Source organism: Aeribacillus sp. FSL W8-0870 (assembly GCF_037963755.1).
Taxonomy (GTDB): Bacteria; Bacillota; Bacilli; order Bacillales; family Aeribacillaceae; genus Aeribacillus; species Aeribacillus composti.
This window is the reverse complement of record NZ_CP150165.1, coordinates 1060693-1079565: the sequence shown is the minus strand read 5'-3', so window position 1 is coordinate 1079565 and position 18873 is coordinate 1060693. Positions and strand designations below refer to the sequence as shown.

The 18873-nt window shown below is 38.9% G+C and carries 18 protein-coding genes, 1 pseudogene, 1 riboswitch and 1 other annotated feature (1 of these 21 only partly in view); of the genes and pseudogenes, 8 read left to right on the top strand and 11 right to left on the bottom strand.

Annotated features, from left to right (window positions below; all coding sequences use genetic code 11):
• Positions 1-178, bottom strand: a binding site (T-box leader) (it extends 43 nt beyond the left edge of the window).
• Positions 179-267: 89 nt separating this feature from the next.
• The 4 genes from NSU02_RS05320 to NSU02_RS05305 all read right to left on the bottom strand — a co-directional run bounded on the left by NSU02_RS05320 (position 268) and on the right by NSU02_RS05305 (position 3118).
• Positions 268-1419 carry a diglucosyl diacylglycerol synthase gene (locus tag NSU02_RS05320; protein ID WP_063386583.1) on the bottom strand — a complete coding sequence of 384 codons (1152 nt, stop codon included), beginning with the start codon at positions 1417-1419 and terminating at the stop codon, positions 268-270.
• A gap of 477 nt (positions 1420-1896) precedes the next feature.
• A complete protein-coding gene (locus tag NSU02_RS05315) occupies positions 1897-2286 on the bottom strand; it encodes a GntR family transcriptional regulator (RefSeq protein WP_311067003.1) in 390 nt (129 codons plus the stop codon).
• A gap of 453 nt (positions 2287-2739) precedes the next feature.
• Positions 2740-3003, bottom strand: a complete 264-nt coding sequence (locus NSU02_RS05310) for a YtzC family protein (protein ID WP_063386581.1) — start codon at positions 3001-3003, stop codon at positions 2740-2742.
• Entirely contained in the window at positions 2993-3118 is a 126-nt protein-coding gene (locus NSU02_RS05305; RefSeq protein ID WP_339194565.1) for a hypothetical protein, read from the bottom strand. The genes NSU02_RS05310 and NSU02_RS05305 overlap by 11 nt, the downstream gene beginning before the upstream one ends.
• Before the next feature lie 43 nt (positions 3119-3161).
• Here NSU02_RS05305 and NSU02_RS05300 point away from each other — a divergent pair, with 43 nt between their 5' ends.
• Positions 3162-4127, top strand: a complete 966-nt coding sequence (locus tag NSU02_RS05300; protein WP_066249458.1) for a TIGR01212 family radical SAM protein — start codon at positions 3162-3164, stop codon at positions 4125-4127.
• Entirely contained in the window at positions 4124-4711 is a 588-nt protein-coding gene (locus NSU02_RS05295; RefSeq protein WP_094245288.1) for a class I SAM-dependent methyltransferase, read from the top strand. Before NSU02_RS05300 ends, NSU02_RS05295 begins: the two co-directional genes overlap by 4 nt.
• A gap of 659 nt (positions 4712-5370) precedes the next feature.
• On the opposite strand, the gene NSU02_RS05290 is transcribed toward NSU02_RS05295, so the two are convergent.
• Positions 5371-6450 carry a tetraprenyl-beta-curcumene synthase family protein gene (locus NSU02_RS05290; protein ID WP_063386578.1) on the bottom strand — a complete coding sequence of 360 codons (1080 nt, stop codon included), beginning with the start codon at positions 6448-6450 and terminating at the stop codon, positions 5371-5373.
• Positions 6451-6486: 36 nt separating this feature from the next.
• Positions 6487-7266, bottom strand: a complete 780-nt coding sequence (locus NSU02_RS05285) for an alpha/beta hydrolase (RefSeq protein ID WP_339194559.1) — start codon at positions 7264-7266, stop codon at positions 6487-6489.
• 67 nt (positions 7267-7333) lie between these two features.
• On the opposite strand from NSU02_RS05285, the gene NSU02_RS05280 reads away from it, so the two are divergent.
• Positions 7334-7861 (top strand): gamma carbonic anhydrase family protein, encoded by a 528-nt coding sequence (locus tag NSU02_RS05280; protein ID WP_094245285.1) that lies wholly within the window; start codon positions 7334-7336, stop codon positions 7859-7861.
• Positions 7862-8033: 172 nt separating this feature from the next.
• On the top strand, positions 8034-8564 hold the full coding sequence (locus NSU02_RS05275; protein WP_339194555.1) for a phosphatase PAP2 family protein: 531 nt from the start codon (positions 8034-8036) through the stop codon (positions 8562-8564).
• A 49-nt stretch (positions 8565-8613) separates the two neighbouring features.
• On the opposite strand, the gene metK is transcribed toward NSU02_RS05275, so the two are convergent.
• Positions 8614-9819, bottom strand: coding sequence for a methionine adenosyltransferase (metK, locus tag NSU02_RS05270; protein WP_311067002.1), 1206 nt, complete (start codon positions 9817-9819; stop codon positions 8614-8616).
• 207 nt (positions 9820-10026) lie between these two features.
• Positions 10027-10218, bottom strand: a riboswitch (SAM riboswitch).
• A gap of 268 nt (positions 10219-10486) precedes the next feature.
• On the opposite strand from metK, the gene pckA reads away from it, so the two are divergent.
• Positions 10487-12076 carry a phosphoenolpyruvate carboxykinase (ATP) gene (gene pckA, locus NSU02_RS05265; RefSeq protein ID WP_063386648.1) on the top strand — a complete coding sequence of 530 codons (1590 nt, stop codon included), beginning with the start codon at positions 10487-10489 and terminating at the stop codon, positions 12074-12076.
• 75 nt (positions 12077-12151) lie between these two features.
• On the opposite strand, the pseudogene NSU02_RS05260 reads toward pckA, so the two are convergent.
• The 4 genes and pseudogenes from NSU02_RS05260 to NSU02_RS05245 all read right to left on the bottom strand — a co-directional run.
• Positions 12152-12965: pseudogene (locus NSU02_RS05260) on the bottom strand (IS3 family transposase); the annotation flags it as partial.
• Positions 12966-13376: 411 nt separating this feature from the next.
• A complete protein-coding gene (locus NSU02_RS05255; RefSeq protein WP_063386573.1) occupies positions 13377-13619 on the bottom strand; it encodes a DUF2584 domain-containing protein in 243 nt (80 codons plus the stop codon).
• A 64-nt stretch (positions 13620-13683) separates the two neighbouring features.
• Entirely contained in the window at positions 13684-14466 is a 783-nt protein-coding gene (locus NSU02_RS05250) for a prolyl oligopeptidase family serine peptidase (RefSeq protein ID WP_066249449.1), read from the bottom strand.
• Between the two features lie 222 nt (positions 14467-14688).
• Positions 14689-15939 (bottom strand): IS4 family transposase, encoded by a 1251-nt coding sequence (locus NSU02_RS05245; RefSeq protein WP_339192832.1) that lies wholly within the window; start codon positions 15937-15939, stop codon positions 14689-14691.
• Positions 15940-16139: 200 nt separating this feature from the next.
• Between NSU02_RS05245 and NSU02_RS05240 the strand changes: the two genes are divergently transcribed.
• Genes NSU02_RS05240 through NSU02_RS05230 form a run of 3 tightly spaced genes read left to right on the top strand, consistent with a single transcriptional unit; the run spans position 16140 to position 18732 of the window.
• The gene (locus NSU02_RS05240; protein WP_063386571.1) at positions 16140-17123 is read left to right on the top strand and encodes an ABC transporter substrate-binding protein; all 984 of its coding nucleotides are present in this window, start codon (positions 16140-16142) and stop codon (positions 17121-17123) included.
• Between the two features lie 45 nt (positions 17124-17168).
• The gene (locus NSU02_RS05235) at positions 17169-17948 is read left to right on the top strand and encodes an ABC transporter ATP-binding protein (RefSeq protein WP_063386570.1); all 780 of its coding nucleotides are present in this window, start codon (positions 17169-17171) and stop codon (positions 17946-17948) included.
• Positions 17926-18732, top strand: coding sequence for an ABC transporter permease (locus NSU02_RS05230; protein WP_063386569.1), 807 nt, complete (start codon positions 17926-17928; stop codon positions 18730-18732). The genes NSU02_RS05235 and NSU02_RS05230 overlap by 23 nt, the downstream gene beginning before the upstream one ends.
• Positions 18733-18873 lie beyond the last annotated feature (141 nt).

Sequence of the window (18873 nt, the reverse complement as noted above, 5' to 3'; positions counted from 1 at the left end):
CGCAAATGCACTCACTCTGTTCCGTAACGTGGAAACACGTCGGGCATTAGTCTGTACCGGAATACATTTCACACCCGCAACTCAAAGGGGAGTTCGTGAATAAACAACGATTGACTTTCACCTTCCGTCAACTCTCTAGACGCCTTTATCCACTACTGATCCTTTTCACCGTTCTTGCTTTTTCATCCACTTATCATATTGTTATTTTAATGAATTTTATGAGTTCATGCAAGTCAATGTCGAAAAATTTGGATTTCAGTCTAATAATTAATAATTGACAGACCCTTTCAAGCTTGAATCAAGCAGCATTTCTGCTTCATTTAAAATGTCCTGCAAGATCGTGTCAGCAGCGTTTGGTCTATATAATTCAGCAATGCTCATTTTCATTTTTTCCATTTTTTCAGGGTGGTTAAATAAATCATTGACCGTCTCTTGAACTTTTTCAAGCTTATTGATGACAACCGCCGCCCCTTTTGCTGCAAACAAATCGGCATTCTCCCTTTCCTGCCCCGGAACAGGTTTATAGAGAATAAGCGGAACTTTTAATGCGGCCGCCTCGCTGAGAGTAATCCCTCCAGGCTTTGTTATCATGCAGGAACAAATGCGAAAGAGCTCATCGATTCTTTCGACATAGCCAAAAACTTTTATTCGATCCGGGTGAATATACTGAAGCGGTTCAAGCTCATCTTTCAGCGATTGGTTATTTCCGCATACAACGACTATTTGCATGTCATCTCGTGTAAAAAATGATTCACACAAATCTTTTACATTTTTTAAAACTCCATGTGCGCCTGTAGCAATTAACAAAGTTTTCTTGTTCGGATCCAAATTGTATTTTTTATATAAATCGATCGTTTCCATTTTTTCTTCAAACTGCGGCCGAATAGGAATTCCGGTTACTTTGACAAGCGCTGGATGGATGTTGAGCATTGTCAGTTTTTCCTTCACATCGTCGCACGAAACATAATATTTATCAATGTTTTTATGAACCCATACTCGGTGAAGACAAAAATCGGTCAGCACATTAAATGTCGGGATGAACACGCCTGTCCGCGTGCGATATTCAGGCACAACGGAAATAGGAAATGTATTAATGATGATGTCAGGATTTATCTCCCTTACTAGCTGATTCAACTTGCGGTGTCCAAGCTTCAAATACAAATTCATAATGCGTTTGTTAGACATTTTGTCCACACTATAATAAAATAACCGATAAAATTGCTTACCGATGGAAAAACTTTTCAAATATAAATATCTTGTAATTTCCGCCATAATTGGATGAGACTCGCTAATTAAATCAGAAACTTTTACGTTGTTGATTCCCATCTTATGCAAAGACTGCTCCAATGTTTTAGCAACTTGGATATGACCGTTTCCATAATTTGCCGTTAATATTAATATCTTTGGGTCTTTTAACATTTTATTCACCTCAACTTAAAGCAGCTCAACAATTAGAACGAACTAAAATCAAAATAGTTTCACTTTAAATGTATATTTCCTTTTATAATTTTAGGAGAAAAAAATTAAGAATCCTTTATTATTTTATTACATTTACATTTCACTGGAAATTTTCGTTTTTTTTGTTGGTTGCAATAGCTAAAATGACAAATATATGGATTGGGATTTTTTAATGGTTCCAACAAAAAATAATTCTGCCCGTTTACTCGCATGGTTCATACAAGAATCTTACCGATACGCATTGGTTTAATTGAATTTATGCCGTTTTTCCGGGATTTTTTACCTAGCTAATGGGCAGCCAAAGCTGCATGAATAACACCGAGAAGAATAAGATATGCCCTCCGAACAAAGTTTTTCCTTTATCTTTTCTGAACCGTTTTAGCCAAACAAGCTGAAACTCACGCTGCAGAGATTCAAATACTTTTTCTTTGCTAAACTTTATTTATGAAAAGCATTGGCAAATTCGTTATTCATGTCTTTCATCCATTGGTATATTTGTTCAAAGCTGATTCCTGCATAAAATGCGTCGATCATAATTTGCCGCAGCTCCTCTTTAATTATTTCAATTTTCTCTTCATCCAGCTTTTTCTGCACCATTTTCGATACAAATGTCCCCCGTCCTCTCAGCGTTTCAATCAAGCCTTCTCTTTCCAGCTCTTTATAAGCCTTTGAAACCGTGTTAGGATTAGCGATAATCATGGAAGACATCTCTCTTACAGAGGGCAGTTTATCGCCAGGCTTTAACACACCTTTGATACATAGTTCTTTCATTTTTTTTATGATCTGCTCATATATCGGAGTGGCACTTCTCGGGTCAATTTCAAACATCAAATACCCTTCTTTCTTACAAAAAGGACTCTTTTGTATTATGTGTACTACATTATATAGTACACATAATACAGAAAAGATGCAATCAACATTTCTGATTCCGCATATAAAAAACACTGAATGATTTCACTCGTTCGGGGCTCTTGATCTTAGGGAAAAATTATGATGTACATAGTCGTATAACAGCTTTTGCTAGAAGTTTGACTGATGTTCAACAAACTGATCCCGATTTTGTTTTAAAATGTAATCGTTCATTCGCATTGAGCCGAGCTTTTATATCGGTAATTGCGCAATCTGTTGAAAGATATTTTTATTCTATATTTTCGTTTTTATTCCAAAAACCATTCTTTCCTTATGCAAATTTATATATAAGATCAAATCGGCTAAAGAATAAATGAAAAATCATAATTGCAATTAAAGGGCAAGCCTACAATCAGGCTTTGCCCTGGAATTTTAATGATCGAGCAAAATCATCTCATTTTGAAGGTGCTGCAGTTGAAGGCGCATGCGGTGAAGCTGCTCCCGCTGCTGGTCATTTGCGCTTAAACTGAGTTTTTCCACTTCTGCAAGCGCATCTTGAAGCTTTTGCTGTGCATTTGTATATTCTTCATCATTGTAATGCTCCTGTTTCAGTCCTTCAATATATTGCTCATTTGCATATTCCAATGCTTGCTGGCAATGTTGAATGCACTCTTCCACGGATTGTCTAGTAGCCAAACAAATCCCCTCCTTGATGAAGAATTTCTTCATCAACTGTATTTTTCGCTATTTCTGCAAGCTCCATCATGAAAAAAGCTGGTAAATTCTTATTTGAGATTGGTTTGGCAATCATGGTAAAATGTCTTGATAGTATATCGAAACAGGAGGAGTAGGAATTGGCGAACCACAATCCATTTCCGTATACGAATGACAACAAACGGTATCATACATGGAATTACCATTTACGAAATACATTTGGAGATAAAGTGTTTAAAGTTGCTTTAGACGGAGGATTTGACTGTCCAAACCGCGACGGTACGGTAGCACATGGCGGGTGTACGTTTTGCAGTGCCGCAGGGTCGGGCGATTTTGCCGGAAACAGAGCTGATGATCTTGTTACGCAATTTCACGACATTAAAAGCAAAATGCATGAGAAATGGAAAAACGGAAAGTATATTGCTTACTTTCAGGCATTTACAAACACTCATGCACCCGTGGAAGTTCTTCGTGAGAAATATGAAACGGTATTAGGTCTCGAAGGAGTTGTCGGTTTGTCCATTGCTACAAGGCCTGACTGTTTGCCTGACGATGTTGTTGATTATTTGGCGGAATTAAATGAGAGGACATATCTTTGGGTTGAATTAGGATTGCAAACCGTTCACCAGCGGACCGCTGATTTAATTAACCGTGCGCACGATTATGAATGTTATGTGGAAGGAGTTAACAAGCTCAGAAAGCACGGAATCCGAGTTTGCACACACATCATAAACGGTCTTCCGCTTGAAACGTACGATATGATGATGGAAACTGCAAAAGAAGTTGCTAAGCTGGATGTTCAAGGAATTAAAATTCATCTGCTCCATTTGTTAAAAGGTACACCGATGGTTAAGCAATATGAAAAAGGGATGGTGCGCTTTTTATCCTTTGATGAATATGTACAATTAGTTTGCGATCAGCTAGAGGTACTGCCTCCTGAAATGATCGTTCATCGCATTACAGGCGACGGTCCGATCGATTTAATGATAGGGCCGATGTGGAGCGTTAACAAATGGGAAGTGCTGAATGCCATTGATGCCGAACTCGAAAAACGAAACAGCTACCAAGGGAAGTATTATACAAAAGATCGAGTGATGTCAAAATGAACCTCATTCGCATTCTTCCATTTGCAAAAAAATTGATGGCTTCCGCTGTCCAAAACGGCGATATCGTTATTGATGCAACAGTCGGGAACGGACATGATACCGTCTTTTTAGCACAACTCGTTGGCGAACAAGGTCATGTGTTTGGATATGATATTCAAAAACAAGCGCTTGAAGAGACAAAAAAACGGTTGAAGGAATCCGGTTTAATCGACCGTGTTACTTTGTTTCATTCCAGCCATGATGACATTTTCAATACGATTCCGAAAAAACATCACAATCATATCGCCGGTGCGATGTTTAATCTCGGTTATTTGCCCGGTGGCCAAAAAAACATTGTGACAAAACCAGAATCAACTATTGAAGCAGTAAAGCAGCTTTTATCCATACTAAGACCCGGTGGAATGATCGTGCTGGTCGTTTATCACGGCCATCCGGAAGGAAAACGTGAGAGAGATGAGCTTCTTAAATTTGCCGAACAAATCGATCAACATACTGCTCATGTACTTGAATACCGGTTTTTAAACCAAAAAAATTCCCCTCCGTTTATTGTAGCAATCGAAAATCGAGTAGGAGGGAGCGATTAACTCCCGTCCTCTCACACCACCGTACGTACGGTTCCGTATACGGCGGTTCAATTAAGATAATTGACGCAAGTCTTTATAACTTCCGTGAATAGCTGTTCTCTTTATGCCAGTGGTCACTCCACCCTCCAAGAGATCTCCCACGGGATTCACCGCTTCCTCCCTCAAGTGAGGTACTACGTTTTCTGTGTTCATCATGACTCACTGAATGCCAAGGGCTATTCTCTCTTAATTGTTCGGTCCTTCTTAGTTGTTCTAGACCAACTAATACTATGACCTCTGCTGACTTCTGACTGTTCAGCTATCTATCACTAGATAGGTTACCAAGGTTACTTGGCGTGCCAGCCAGACCTCCCCGGGTAAGAGTGTAATCTTTCCTTCCATCCATCTGCTTCATTTACTCTGTATCACCTTCGGCAGAAAGGGCTTTGTTTTGTCTTGCAAACTCACCCAGTGATACCTAGCCTCATATGAAGTTCGTGTTCCTCAGACCGGAAGTTTGCCGCTCGCTTCCTTCAGATTCCGCGTCACCACGGACACCCTTGCGTTAAGCTAACTGCTACTTCTGCCTTCGCAGCTCGGGACTTTCACCCTATAGATTACACCCATGCCGGGCGCACAAGCAAAATAGCCGGGAATAATATCCCGGCCAGCTTTATCCATCAAGAAGATTTAATCAAATTCCATTTTCGGAACGTTCGATATGCCCTAGCATTCACATAAAAGAAAACGGAGGTTGTTCCTCCTTTTTTTATTAATTTTTTAGCCAGCTTTCCTAAATCTTTATGTACTAATACTTTGTCATCAGATAAATAAATGCCGAGCAATCCGCGGTTAATTAATTTATGAAAATTTTCGTTCGGAATACCTTTTAAATTTTTGTCCGCTTCATGTACAAAATGAGCTAATCGTTCCATCATTTCTGATGTGCTTTCATAAAAACTGCAAAAATTTAAATCGCCCTCCAATTGATCCTCCTCTTGATCAATAAAGTAATCCAATAAAATGTGAAGCCCTTGCACATATGGAAAGTAACCGTCTTTAATTTTTTTGGCAATCGCTTCGTTAAAGCTGGGCTGAAATGCATAGGCGACTAAACAAAAAATGCCCAATGTCGATCCAGCGCAGGCAGAAAATTCATACCACCGCATATCCGGGAGGGAAGATTTATATTGTTCGAACCACTGTACTAGCCTTGGCACTCTTTCCTCTTCTATTACATGCTTATGTACTTGCAGTTCACAATAATATTCGCAAAGCTCCATCAAATAGCCAGCTATAACCGGATAGTTCTCCAATTGGCTCAGCATTCTTTGGCATGTCATGACAAGCTCTTTTAAATATCCGCCGTCATCTTGGTCCTCACGAAATTGGTAGTAATTTTTTAATTCTGCATGAATCGACAGCGCATCCTTCATTGATTGGTGCAGCATGCGGAAATCTTCCGGATCAAAAGAAGTGCTTCTGTCGCATAAATTATCCAAGTAATCGCTAATCGTTTGATAAGCAACGATAAACTCTATGCATTCCTCTATATGAGAGTTCGACAAAAGCGCTAAAATGCTTCCTCCTTCGCAATGAAATGCCTTCGTATTTATGCTTGCAAGCGCCTGCTTTCTCAATTCAGGATTCGGTATTTCCTCAGCCTTTTTTTTCCACCCATCTAAGTAATAATGGACGGTCGGAAGAATTTCCCTATAAACTCTTGACATAAGGCTGATAGGGTGTTCAGGTATACTCAAAGATCAACTCACCTCTTCATTGTAAAATTCCAGTGTTTATGTTAAATGGCTTTCTGTAAATCTCAACGCATCTTGAAAAACAAGTTCTCTTTCCGGTTCATTAAAAATTTCGTGATATAGTCCTTCCCATTCTTTATAGCTCTTTTTCGTGAGATTCAACTGACTATACCATTTTTGAACTGCTGATTTATCAACAATTTTGTCTTCTCCTCCCTGCATGACGAAAAGAGGGACATCTGGAAACTGCGGAAGCTGCTGAAATGCTAGTTCAATAGCATGAAGAAGCTCTCTGTACCAGCGCACAGAAACTTTTCTTACGTAAAGGGAGTCGTTTCTGTTTATGTCTTGAGTTTCCTTATTTCTCGTTGCCATCTCAACTGTCAAACCGGAATCAAAGCGTACCCTAGGCGCGAAAATATTTAATCCTTTTGCCAAAAGATCGAGCGCTTTACTCGGTTTTTGCAAAATTCCTAAACATGGCGAAGATAAAATGACCCCGTTTAACGGAATTTTATTTCTCTGCAGCGTACGTATGGCTATTAAACCGCCCATGCTATGCCCCAGCAAAAAAAGCGGCAATTGGAAAGATTGAGCCTCCCTGATCCAACGGTCAACTTCATCAATATATTCATCAAACGATTGGACATGTCCCCGTCTGGAGGATGAATTTCCTTGTCCTGGCAAATCCCCCATAACAACATGGTACCCGTTTGTTTGCCACTTTTTTATCAGCCATTTGTAACGTCCATGATGTTCTAAAGCTCCATGAATGATGACAATCGCAGCTTTAGGACTAGAACTTACCCATTTCCACATAATTAACTCCTTTCCGAACATGGCGGAAAATTTGTTATAATATGAAAAAAAGAAAAGGATGGTTCCCATGGTTATTTATCCATATAAAGACAAAAAACCTATAATTAGCGATTCGGCTTATATAGCTGATTTTGTCACAATCACCGGCGATGTTCAAATAGGAGATGAATCAAGCATTTGGTTTCAGACGGTTATTCGCGGTGACGTCGCCCCAACTATTATTGGAAATCGGGTCAATATTCAAGACCAATGCTGTCTGCACCAGAGCCCAAATAAACCGTTAATTATTGAAGATGATGTAACCGTCGGCCATCAAGTTCTGCTCCATAGTGCGATTGTGCGGAAAGGAGCTCTAATTGGAATGGGTTCGATTATTCTGGATGGAGCAGAAATCGGAAAAGGCGCTTTTGTCGGTGCAGGCAGTCTTGTCCCGCCAGGCAAAAAGATACCTGAGAAAACTTTAGCATTCGGAAGACCCGCCAAAGTGATTAGAGAATTAACAGAAGAAGATCTTCAAGATATGGAACGCATCCGTCGCGAGTATATCGAAAAAGCTCAATATTATAAAAATATTGCTCGTATGAACAACATATAAATTGCTTATAAAAACATTTTAAAACTTTCTCTTTCAAATGTCATTCTTTACCGGGCAGCTTCATGTATTTTTAAAATTTTGTAAAATTTTTATTAGATTTGTTGAAGTTTACATAAATATGAGAGAAAATTTTTTATAAGAATTTTTGCTTTTTGAAAAGAGGAACTTTAACATGGGCAGACTGCTGAATCAGCTTTACCAATTTGAGTGCAAGTTGTTCAAACTGATTAATTCGCATTTTGAACGAAAAGGACTGAATGTTTATTTTCGGTATATTACTCATTTAGGAGGGGCTGTTTTTTCAATTGCAACATGTTTAATGCTGATGTTATTTTTTAATGAACCTGTAAAAACTGTTGCCTTGGCAAGTTCAGCTGCTCTTTTTTTCAGTCATATTCCGGTTTTCATTGTGAAAAGAATTTATCCACGCAGACGGCCTTATCTTACATTATTTGAAACAAAAATGTTAGAAAATCCGTTAACTGACCATTCATTTCCTTCTGGACATACGACAGCTGTATTTTCAGTGGCTACACCATTTTTGCTCTTTTTTCCAGCCTTAACATGGATTTTGCTTCCTCTCGCATTCAGTGTGGCACTATCAAGAATTTTTCTTGGCCTACACTACCCTTCAGATGTGCTGGCGGGAATAGTTCTAGGAGCTTCAGCAGGCACCATCTGTTTTGTCGCATTCGGACCATAAAAGCAAAAAGGTGTCTAATGCATGCATCGCATTGGACACCTTTTTTATTTTACAAATATTGATGAGCTTGTTCGCGCAAAGCTTCCGCTTTATCTGTGCGTTCCCATGGCAAATCTAGATCGTTGCGTCCGAAATGACCGTAAGCAGCTGTCTGTTTGTAAATCGGGCGGCGCAAGTCAAGCATTTTTATAATGCCAGCTGGGCGCAAATCAAAGTTATTGCGAATTAATTCAACTAAAACATCTTCGCTTACTTTGCCAGTACCGAACGTATCAACAGAAATAGAGACAGGTTTCGCCACACCAATTGCATAGGCCAGCTGAACCTCGCATTTGTCTGCAAGTCCGGCTGCGACAATATTTTTCGCTACGTAACGAGCCGCATAAGCTGCAGATCGGTCTACCTTCGTCGGATCTTTTCCTGAGAAAGCTCCTCCGCCATGGCGCGCATAGCCTCCGTAAGTATCGACAATGATTTTTCGTCCCGTTAATCCTGCATCTCCTTGTGGTCCGCCAATAACGAAACGTCCGGTAGGGTTGATGAAATATTTTGTTTCTTCATCGATCAGTTCTTTTGGAGCAACCGGATCAATTACTTTTTCTTTAATATCCTGCTTAATTTGTTCTAAAGTTGCCTCCGGATGGTGTTGAGTCGATATGACAATTGTGTCAATTCTAACCGGCTGTTCATTTTCATCATATTCTACCGTAACTTGCGTCTTTCCGTCCGGACGCAAATAAGGAATTTCTTCGCTTTTTCTAACTTCTGTAAGCCGGCGTGAAAGCTTATGGGCAATGGAAATCGGGAGAGGCATTAATTCCTTCGTTTCATTGCATGCAAAACCGAACATTAACCCTTGATCTCCAGCGCCAATCGCTTCAATTTCTTCATCAGTCATTTGTCCTTCTCTCGCTTCTAAAGCTTTATCCACCCCTGCAGCAATATCGGGTGATTGCTCATCAATTGATGTTAAAACAGCACAAGTTTCAGCATCAAAACCGTATTTAGCTCTCGTATAGCCGATCTCTTTGACCGTTTCTCGCACAATTTTTGGTATATCCACATACGTGCTTGTCGTAATTTCTCCACTGACTAATACAAGTCCGGTGGTGACAGATGTTTCGCAAGCTACACGTGCGTTCGGATCTTTTTCTAAAATGGCATCTAAAATCGCATCTGAAATTTGGTCGCAAATTTTGTCCGGATGCCCTTCCGTTACGGATTCAGATGTAAACAGACGGCGCTTTTTTGTCATTTACTGCTTCCTCCTCAAACTTAAAATGATGTTTATGGAGTGCTACACTCCTTGTCATTGACACGGAACTCATTCCCTCGCCACTATTGTAAACATATCAAAATATTTCGTACGATAAGAAAAACTTGGCTAAACGAGATTTCTCTTATACATAGAAAAAACCTTCCCTGCCAGAGGAAAGGTTGTTATAAACATCATTGCCTTTCACTCTTATCGTTCAAGGATATAACCTTGCATCAGGTTAGCACCATTGCTCGTCTATGAATATGGAATTCTTTCGCATCATGTTGTATGTCCATAGAATACCGGGATTTTGAAAGCCATATTCTACTGTCTTCTTTCAACGAGCCGGTTGCTGGGCTTCATAGGGCCTGTCCCTCCGCCAACTCGGGATAAGAGTATCCGTTCAAATGTATATCATACAGGAGCAAAAAAGTACTTGTCAACAATAAATAAAGCTTCTCTGTAATTTTCCAAATCATCTGATATCCATTATTTCAGTATCAGCTGATCAATCATGATTCGTATGATGCCCAAAAATGAAGGCAAAATATATAGTAAAAACATTATTTTCAGAAATCGATAAATAGGATGGATTATTTTTGCGAATGTGTTATACTATTTCTATAAAACCATTTCAAATATGCAAAAAAAGGATGGTATGTATATGAATATTGTAGATGTATCAAATGAATTAGCTTCGTTGATCAGCGGACCAAATGCATATCATAATTTACCAGTCGCACGACTTGTAGAAAAAGTTTTAGCTAGGAAAGAAGGTTTTTTAACAAATACAGGTGCAGTTTCGGTTACAACAGGCAAATATACCGGCCGGTCACCAGAAGATAAATTCATCGTTGAAGAAGATTCTGTCAAGCATTTAATTGATTGGGGACCCGTCAACAAGCCAATTTCATCAGAAGTTTTTGAAAAACTGTACTTAAAAGTCATACAATATTTAAAAAATAGAGATGAAATTTATGTTTTTAACGGATTTGCCGGAGCTGACAAAAAATATCGTCTTCCAATTCAAGTGGTCAATGAATTGGCGTGGCAAAATTTATTTGCTCGCCAACTGTTTATCCGTCCGAAAAGCCAAGACGATTTAAAGGAGCATAAAAATCCGTTTACGATTGTTTCCGCTCCTTCCTTTAAAGCAGATCCAGCTGTGGATGGAACGAACTCAGAAGCATTTATCATTATTTCTTTTGAAAAGAGAATAATCCTGATCGGCGGAACTGAATATGCAGGCGAGATGAAAAAGTCTATCTTTTCCGTCATGAACTTCCTGCTTCCAGAAAGAGATATATTTTCAATGCACTGCTCCGCCAATGTCGGTCAAGAAGGCGATGTCGCGCTCTTTTTCGGTTTATCGGGAACAGGCAAAACAACACTTTCCGCCGATCCAAAACGCCGATTAATTGGTGATGATGAACACGGCTGGTCTTCATCTGGTATTTTTAATATTGAAGGCGGCTGTTATGCAAAATGCATCGGTTTGTCTGAAGAAAAAGAACCTCAAATTTATAACGCGATTCGATTCGGTTCCGTTTTGGAAAACGTTGTGGTTGATGAATCGACACGAATTCCTGATTATGACAACTCCTTATTAACAGAAAACACCCGTGCGGCTTATCCAATTGAAGCGATTGACAATATTGCTAAACCGAGCATTGCGGGTCACCCTAACACTATTATTTTTTTAACAGCTGATGCGTTCGGTGTTCTACCGCCAATAAGCAAATTAACGAAAGAACAGGCTATGTATCATTTCTTAAGCGGTTATACGAGCAAGCTTGCTGGAACGGAAAGGGGTATTACTTCCCCTAAAACAACGTTCTCCACATGCTTTGGCGCACCATTTCTTCCGCTTCCAGCTACAAGATACTCTGAAATGCTCGGAAGAAAAATCGAAGAACATGATGTGAAAGTATTTTTAGTCAATACAGGGTGGACCGGCGGAGAATACGGAGTAGGAAAACGAATTAAACTTGCTTATACAAGAGCCATGGTTCAGGCAGCATTGGAAGGCGAACTCGATGAGGTGGAAACTGTAAAAGACCCTATTTTCGGGCTGGCGATTCCTGCTCATGTTCCAGGAGTGCCTGATGAAGTTTTACAGCCTATTAAAACATGGAGTGATAAAAACGCTTATGAACAAAAAGCGTATGAATTAGCAAAAGCATTCAAAGAGAACTTCAAAAAATTCTCGAACGTTCCGAAGGAAATTGAAGAACTTGGCGGTCCAATCATATAAAAAAATTACTTACTTTCGGCTATCGGCTTTGAACTGTCCCCTGTCAAGTAGACTGTAGAAATAATAAAAATATACCTAAGCGGCTTTAGCTCTATATTCCATGGGGCTAAAGCCGCTTAATCTTTTTTGATACCTTTCATAATGATAAAAGCGGTTGTACTCATCCATCGCAAGAGCTAATTCTTTAAATGTCTGATACTTATGTAAATAATACTTCTCGCATTTAAAGCGTTCCCCAAAAAGATACCATTGGCCCATTATCAATGCATCTGCCTACTCTTGACATACTTTGTGTCATCCCTGCTTGGTCTATCCTACGTTTAAAACCATGAGAGGTATATTGGAACCCACGGTCACTATGAATAAGTGGATGCTCTCCTTTTAAAAGTACGGTGGCTTGATCCAACGTTTTGAATACAAGATGATGATGATTGGAATGTCCTAAAACATCGCTCACAATTGATCCATCATATAGATCAAGAATAGCACTTAAATAGGCTCTCTTTGATGAACCTATTTTAATTCTGTGACATCAGCTACCCATTTTTCACTTGGCTTTTCCGCTGTAAATTCACGATTCAATATATTTTCTGCAACATGTTGAGGGAAAACGTTTTAACCACTTATAGTAAGCAGCTCGTGAAATACCGGCGATTTCACATATAAGATTATGCTTAGTTTTCTTTCTCATGAAGTTCCCGGATTGCGATATACTTGTCTTCAAAACGGATTTGGTTTACTTTCACCTCCTTTCGATTTCCTCTAACTTTTTTAAAAATAGATTCTCCGCACGTAAGCGCTCATTTTCTCTTTCTAACTTTTTCATCTCCAGTTTCATTTTCTCTTCTGGAGATAACTCTGCTTCTTCTTTTTTTCTTCCTCGTTTGTCTTTATCCATTGCCTTAAAGAATATTTAGTAATTTGATACCTTTTACAAAGCTCTTGAATAGTACATTCTCGGTTTTCATATGCAAGTAAAACTTCAAGTTTGAGCTCTGTTGTATATTGCTTATACATAGAAAAACTCCCCCTAAGGTAAAACAGATTTTTTATATTTTAATCTGTCTACCTTAAGGGGAGCATATCACTTTGTCGATAGCCTTTTAATATTTTTATGTGGTTTGGCAAAACAAATCGGCAACGCAGATTTTTAGACGAAAACCCCTTTTTCAACGAACTTTTATGAAAAAGGGGTTACGCGATTTTTTATGATAAGACAAATGGAAGCCGTACTCGAAAAAATTAAGCAAATTCCTCCTTCCACAATCCGTTCAGCAAATGAACGGAAATATGGTGACGGTTAATTGGTTGAGTACAATGAAGTGAGATTATAAGTAAGCACGGTTTTGTTATCAGCCCATTCCAATTTAATAATTTCAGCTGTTCCTGTAGGATCGCTTATCAACGTTTTTCGAACTTCCAAAGGAATATTCATAGGATAAAGGCGATAGCCATCTTTGACAAGCTGAAATACGTTTTCCTCTATCCGCTTTTCCTTCCCTTTTGTAATAATCATCGTATTTAATTCAAGCGGCATGCCCATTTCTCCAATCCCCTTTCATTTGATCGATCATTTTTTAGTATGTATCATATGAAAAATATAATGGTCAATTTTTCATCCATTTTATCATTCGTTCTAAAACCATCCGGTTATGCCGAGGCGGAAAATGATGACTAAAATGTTGGAAATACCAGCTGTCCACTTGCTTTCCCAATTCTTTCAGCCTTCTTTCCAATCGATATGCATGTTCAATTGACACGTTTTCATCTTTTCCCCCATGAATGATTAAAACGGGTGCTTGCATTTTTTCAAGGTAATACAACGGTGTCCGCCATTTATAGCGGTCAGGATATTTCTTCGGTGTCCCTCCAATAACTCTTTTCATCATCCTTCTTAAGTCCTTTCTCTCCTCATAAGTTAAAAACATATCAGACACCCCGCCCCAGCTTACAACAGATCGAACATTTGAGCATATAATCCCAGTAAGCAAGGCCATGACTCCTCCCCTTGAAAAGCCAAAAACGTGAATGCGATCCGGATTCACTTGCGGATGTTTCATCAACAAATAGAATGCATTGACCGCATCAAAACGATCATTCCCCGCAAAATCTTCATTCCCTTCTCCTCCTAAATTTCCTCGATAAAAGGGAGCCATCACGATAAAGCCTTTTGATGCAAATTGTATAATTCTTCCTGCCCGGACCATACCAACATTTTTAATCCCTCCGCGCAAATATAAAAAGCCATCATAAACACCTTCTTGAACAGGCTCTGCTAACAGACCTTTCACTTTTAGTCCTTCAGAAATATATGTCACGATGGAAAGCTTAATCGAAGGGTTCGGTGATGGGAAAATTTGTTTGTCAACTATTTCTCCGTTTCTCAGCATCTTTTCAACCTCCATTTAGGTAGGCAATCACACATTATATTTTTTTTTCATACTTTATCCTAGATCAGTAGCGTTGCATAAAAAAATTTAATGTTTGTCAAGCTCAATAAAAATTCCAGTTATTTCATGTAACTGAATATTCAGACATACAATCTTTCTAAGCAAGCTTAAAAGGACAATGACGTCTTAATCGGCAGTCCATTTCCACAATTTGGTAATATATTACAGAAACATTGGATCATAAACTAAATCGTCTAGGTGTTCCACCTCCCCTTCTTCAAATTGGTACACGATGGTTTCAAAATCTTTTTCCCAATGGTATTTTTTCCGACCGTTGGACGTTCGAATTGGCTTTTTAAAAAGGGAGCGAACAAAACAGTCAAAACCTTTAAAAAGCAGATTCTGTAAAGTTCGCTTGATCTCTAATAAAGGACCATCGTGATTCACTTTTAATTGGAGCATGGCCTGTAAGCAATAGGTGATTAGGGCGATCCAAATTTGATTGTAAACGGCATTTTGACTTTTTCCATAAAATCTTTTTATCTTAAGGTGCTGTTTCATCCATTTAAAGAAGGTCTCTATCTTCCAGCGATATCGGTATAAATCTGCAATCTCTTCCGCAGAAAGATCAAAGCAATTGGTTATGATGATCACGGGATTCCCTTCGCTGTCGACCGTTTCGATCAATCGGAGAGGATGAGTCATTTTGGTATGATTACGGTCATTTCCTAAAATGACAATCTGATCCCTATAAATCAAACGTTCTGGATTGGGAATCCGTTCCGATAAAACTTCAATCTCTGCGTTCTTTTTAAGCCGGGTAATGAATCGCACCCCTTCTCGGCATAAGCGGTCGAACTGTTTGTAATCGACATACCCTCGATCAAACAAGTAAATCGCATTTGGATCGATTTCAATGAGTTCGTCCATCTGTGTGCGATCGGCATGTTTCGCGGGTAAGATAATCCCTTGATCCGGAACAGTGATATCCTTCGTTACAACAACCTTTAAATGGAGTCGAACACCAGCCTTTGTCTTACGAAAAGTTGCCCATGGATATTGGCTCAAACTCATGCTCATCGTGGTAGAATCAATGACCAGAAGACGACCAATGTTTCGGATGATCGGGGCATTTTTCATTTGCCCTTGGATCTTTAAGACCAGATATTTAAATACTTTTTCAAACAGTTGAGGGGATAATTGGCCTAATTTGCGAGAAAGTTGCGAAGTACTAATTGCATCAAATTCCAGATATGTCTGCAACTCTTCCTTGTCTTTCAAATGTTTGGCCAATTTTGTTAAGCTTTCCAATTCGTTTAACTGAGCGATGATACAAAGTTGTAAAAACTTATACGCCGTTAATTTTTTAATGTATTTGTCAACGTCAATCACATTAATTAGTTTTGAAAAAGTTATTGGATCGATCTCTTTAAATAGTTCATTTATTGTGGATTCTGTGGTATTCTTATCCATAATGGTTTCTCCTTATTCTTAGGATTTGGATAGGACTGCCAATCCTAATTATAAGGAGTTTTTTTATATCCAAAAAGATGAAATTTAACATAAAATTGGGCTTGACAAATTAAAATTAACTTAATGCAATGCTACTGATCCTAGATAAATATATTTAAACATTTTTCCTTTAATATGAACATCATTAGGGAGGATTTCACATGAAAAAAAGGCTTGCTTCCATCGTATTGGTGATCCTTTTCATCATACCTCTTTCAGCCTGCGGCGGAGGAGTGGAAAAAATTCGGCTGGCGGAAGTCACTCATTCTGTTTTTTACGCACCATTGTACGTAGCCATTGAAAAAGAATTTTTCAAAGAAGAAGGACTGGACGTAGAATTAAAAACTACTTGGGGCGGAGATAAAACAATGACCGCCATTTTATCAAACGGCGCTGATATCGGTCTTGTCGGTTCGGAAACGTCCATTTACGTATATGCCCAAGAAGCAAATGACCCAGTCATTAACTTCGCCCAGCTGACCGAAACGGACGGCACTTTCCTTGTCTCCAGAGCCAAGTTGGATGATTTTCAATGGGAAGATTTAAAAGGAAGCACTTTTTTAGGACAGCGTAAAGGCGGCATGCCGCAAATGGTAGGGGAATTTGTGCTGAAAAAGCATAACATCGATCCGCATCAAGATTTAAACCTTATCCAAAACATCGACTTTGCGAATATTGCAAATGCTTTTGCTTCCGGTACAGGCGAATATGTTCAACTGTTTGAGCCAACCGCAAGTATTTTTGAAAAAGAAGGAAAAGGTCACATTATCGCATCCTTCGGTAAGGAATCGGGCAAAGTTCCTTATACAACATTTATGGCAAAAGAAAGCTATATTAAGAAAAATGATAAAACGGTGAAAAAATTCACAAAAGCGCTCTACAAAGCGCAAAAATGGGTGGAAGAACATGACGCCGAAACAATTGCCGAAACGATAGCGCCGCAATTTAAAGATACGCCGATCGATATTTTAATATCTTCCATTGACCGTTATAAAAGCCAAGGATCCTATGCAAAAACCCCGCTGTTAGATGAGGACGAATGGAACAATTTGCAAAAAATTATGGAAGAAGCAGGAGAACTGCCGGAGAAAATTGATTATGAACTATTAGTCAACACGTCCATAGCAAACGAAGTGGCAAAATAATGTTGTTTCAAAAGGAGTACATTTATCGACAAGGGGGGGAGGAGATTGTCATTTTTAACGATCGATCATGTCAGCCATACTTATTTTACAAAAAAATCGGCAACGACTGCTTTGGAGGATATCCATTTGGAAGTAGAGGAAGGGGAATTTATATCCTTTCTAGGTCCAAGCGGCTGCGGCAAAACAACGCTGCTTTCCATCATTGCAGGTATCATGAAACCGACAGAAGGGCAAGTTATTTTGAACGGTATGCAAATATCTTCCGCAACACCGTCTGTCGGTTATATGCTGCAACAAGATTATTTATTTCCATGGAAAACGATAGAGGAAAATATTTTAATTGGATTAAAATTATTGAACAAACTGAATGAAAATGAGAAAAAGCGGACATTTCAGCTTCTGCACCAAATGGGTCTCGAAAATGTAGAAAAGCTATATCCGAATCAATTATCAGGCGGAATGAGACAAAGAGCCGCTTTAGTCCGCACTCTTTCTACAGATCCGAAAATGCTGCTATTGGATGAACCTTTTTCCGCCCTCGATTATCAAACGAAATTAAAGCTTGAAGACTTAGTCTTTCAAACATTAAAGGATTTTAAAAAAACAGCCATTCTAGTCACGCATGATATTGGGGAAGCAATCGCCATGAGCGATCGGATTGTCCTGCTATCCAAAAGGCCTGGCAAAATTGCCAAAATATTTACTGTCCCAAAAGAATTGCGGGATACATCCCCGTTTAAAACAAGGCAGCATCCAACGTATACTTCACTTTTTGACTTAATCTGGAAGGAGTTAGATCAGCTTGAAACAAACAACAACAATTGATCTCCTCCATAAACAATATTTGCAAAGATTGCATAAAGAAAAGAAATGGATTACCTTTTATCAAATCTTAATTTTTATTTCTTTTTTTCTCATATGGGAGGTGTCATCCAGCCAAAAATGGATAGACCCGCTCATATTCAGTTCGCCGACAAAAATTTTTCACTTATTTGTTGAAAAACTGCAGGACGGTACATTACTTGCCAATTTGAACGTGACGCTTTTTGAAACGGTCTTGGGGTTTATTTTTGGGACATTATTCGGGACATTACTTGCTGCTCTATTATGGTGGTTTCCAAGGCTGTCTAAAATATTAGATCCGTATTTAGTGGTTTTAAACGCAATGCCGAAAGTAGCTCTTGGGCCGATTTTCATCGTTGTACTTGGGCCCGGATTTACCTCAATTATCGCGATGGGAACAATCATTTCGGTTATTATTACTACAATTGTAGTCTATACTTCCTTTAAAGAAGTGGATCCGAATTATATAAAAGTGCTGCAAACATTTGGGGCAGGCAAAAAGCACGTGTTCAGAGAGGCGATCCTGCCGTCATCTTTTCCAACCATTATTTCTACTTTGAAAGTCAATGTCGGGTTATCTTGGGTGGGTGTGATCGTCGGAGAATTTCTCGTTTCAGCTAAAGGATTAGGCTATATGATTATTTACGGGTTCCAAGTTTTTAATTTTACCCTTGTGCTGTTAAGCCTAGTTATCATTGCCATCTTTGCAACGATCATGTACAAAATTGTCGAACTAATTGAAAAAACATTAATCAAAAGCCAATAAGAGGCTGTCAAGAAAGTCAAATCGCCATTGAAAACATAAAATCATAAACACCGATATATCAACGTTTCTAACACATTAATGGGGGCGTCAATAAGCCGTAAAAACGACTTACTAGACACCCCCTTAAACAATTTCTAAACC

Coding starts and splice junctions, on each gene's coding strand:
- NSU02_RS05255 (WP_063386573.1), bottom strand. CDS start 13,619: ATGGGCATGCCGCTTGAATTAAATACGATGATTATTACAAAAGGGAAG.
- pckA (WP_063386648.1), top strand. CDS start 10,487: ATGAATATTGTAGATGTATCAAATGAATTAGCTTCGTTGATCAGCGGA.
- NSU02_RS05295 (WP_094245288.1), top strand. CDS start 4,124: ATGAACCTCATTCGCATTCTTCCATTTGCAAAAAAATTGATGGCTTCC.
- NSU02_RS05245 (WP_339192832.1), bottom strand. CDS start 15,939: ATGGATAAGAATACCACAGAATCCACAATAAATGAACTATTTAAAGAG.
- NSU02_RS05240 (WP_063386571.1), top strand. CDS start 16,140: ATGAAAAAAAGGCTTGCTTCCATCGTATTGGTGATCCTTTTCATCATA.
- NSU02_RS05285 (WP_339194559.1), bottom strand. CDS start 7,266: ATGTGGAAATGGGTAAGTTCTAGTCCTAAAGCTGCGATTGTCATCATT.
- metK (WP_311067002.1), bottom strand. CDS start 9,819: ATGACAAAAAAGCGCCGTCTGTTTACATCTGAATCCGTAACGGAAGGG.
- NSU02_RS05250 (WP_066249449.1), bottom strand. CDS start 14,466: ATGCTGAGAAACGGAGAAATAGTTGACAAACAAATTTTCCCATCACCG.
- NSU02_RS05280 (WP_094245285.1), top strand. CDS start 7,334: ATGGTTATTTATCCATATAAAGACAAAAAACCTATAATTAGCGATTCG.
- NSU02_RS05305 (WP_339194565.1), bottom strand. CDS start 3,118: ATGATTGCCAAACCAATCTCAAATAAGAATTTACCAGCTTTTTTCATG.
- NSU02_RS05315 (WP_311067003.1), bottom strand. CDS start 2,286: ATGTTTGAAATTGACCCGAGAAGTGCCACTCCGATATATGAGCAGATC.
- NSU02_RS05275 (WP_339194555.1), top strand. CDS start 8,034: ATGGGCAGACTGCTGAATCAGCTTTACCAATTTGAGTGCAAGTTGTTC.
- NSU02_RS05320 (WP_063386583.1), bottom strand. CDS start 1,419: ATGTTAAAAGACCCAAAGATATTAATATTAACGGCAAATTATGGAAAC.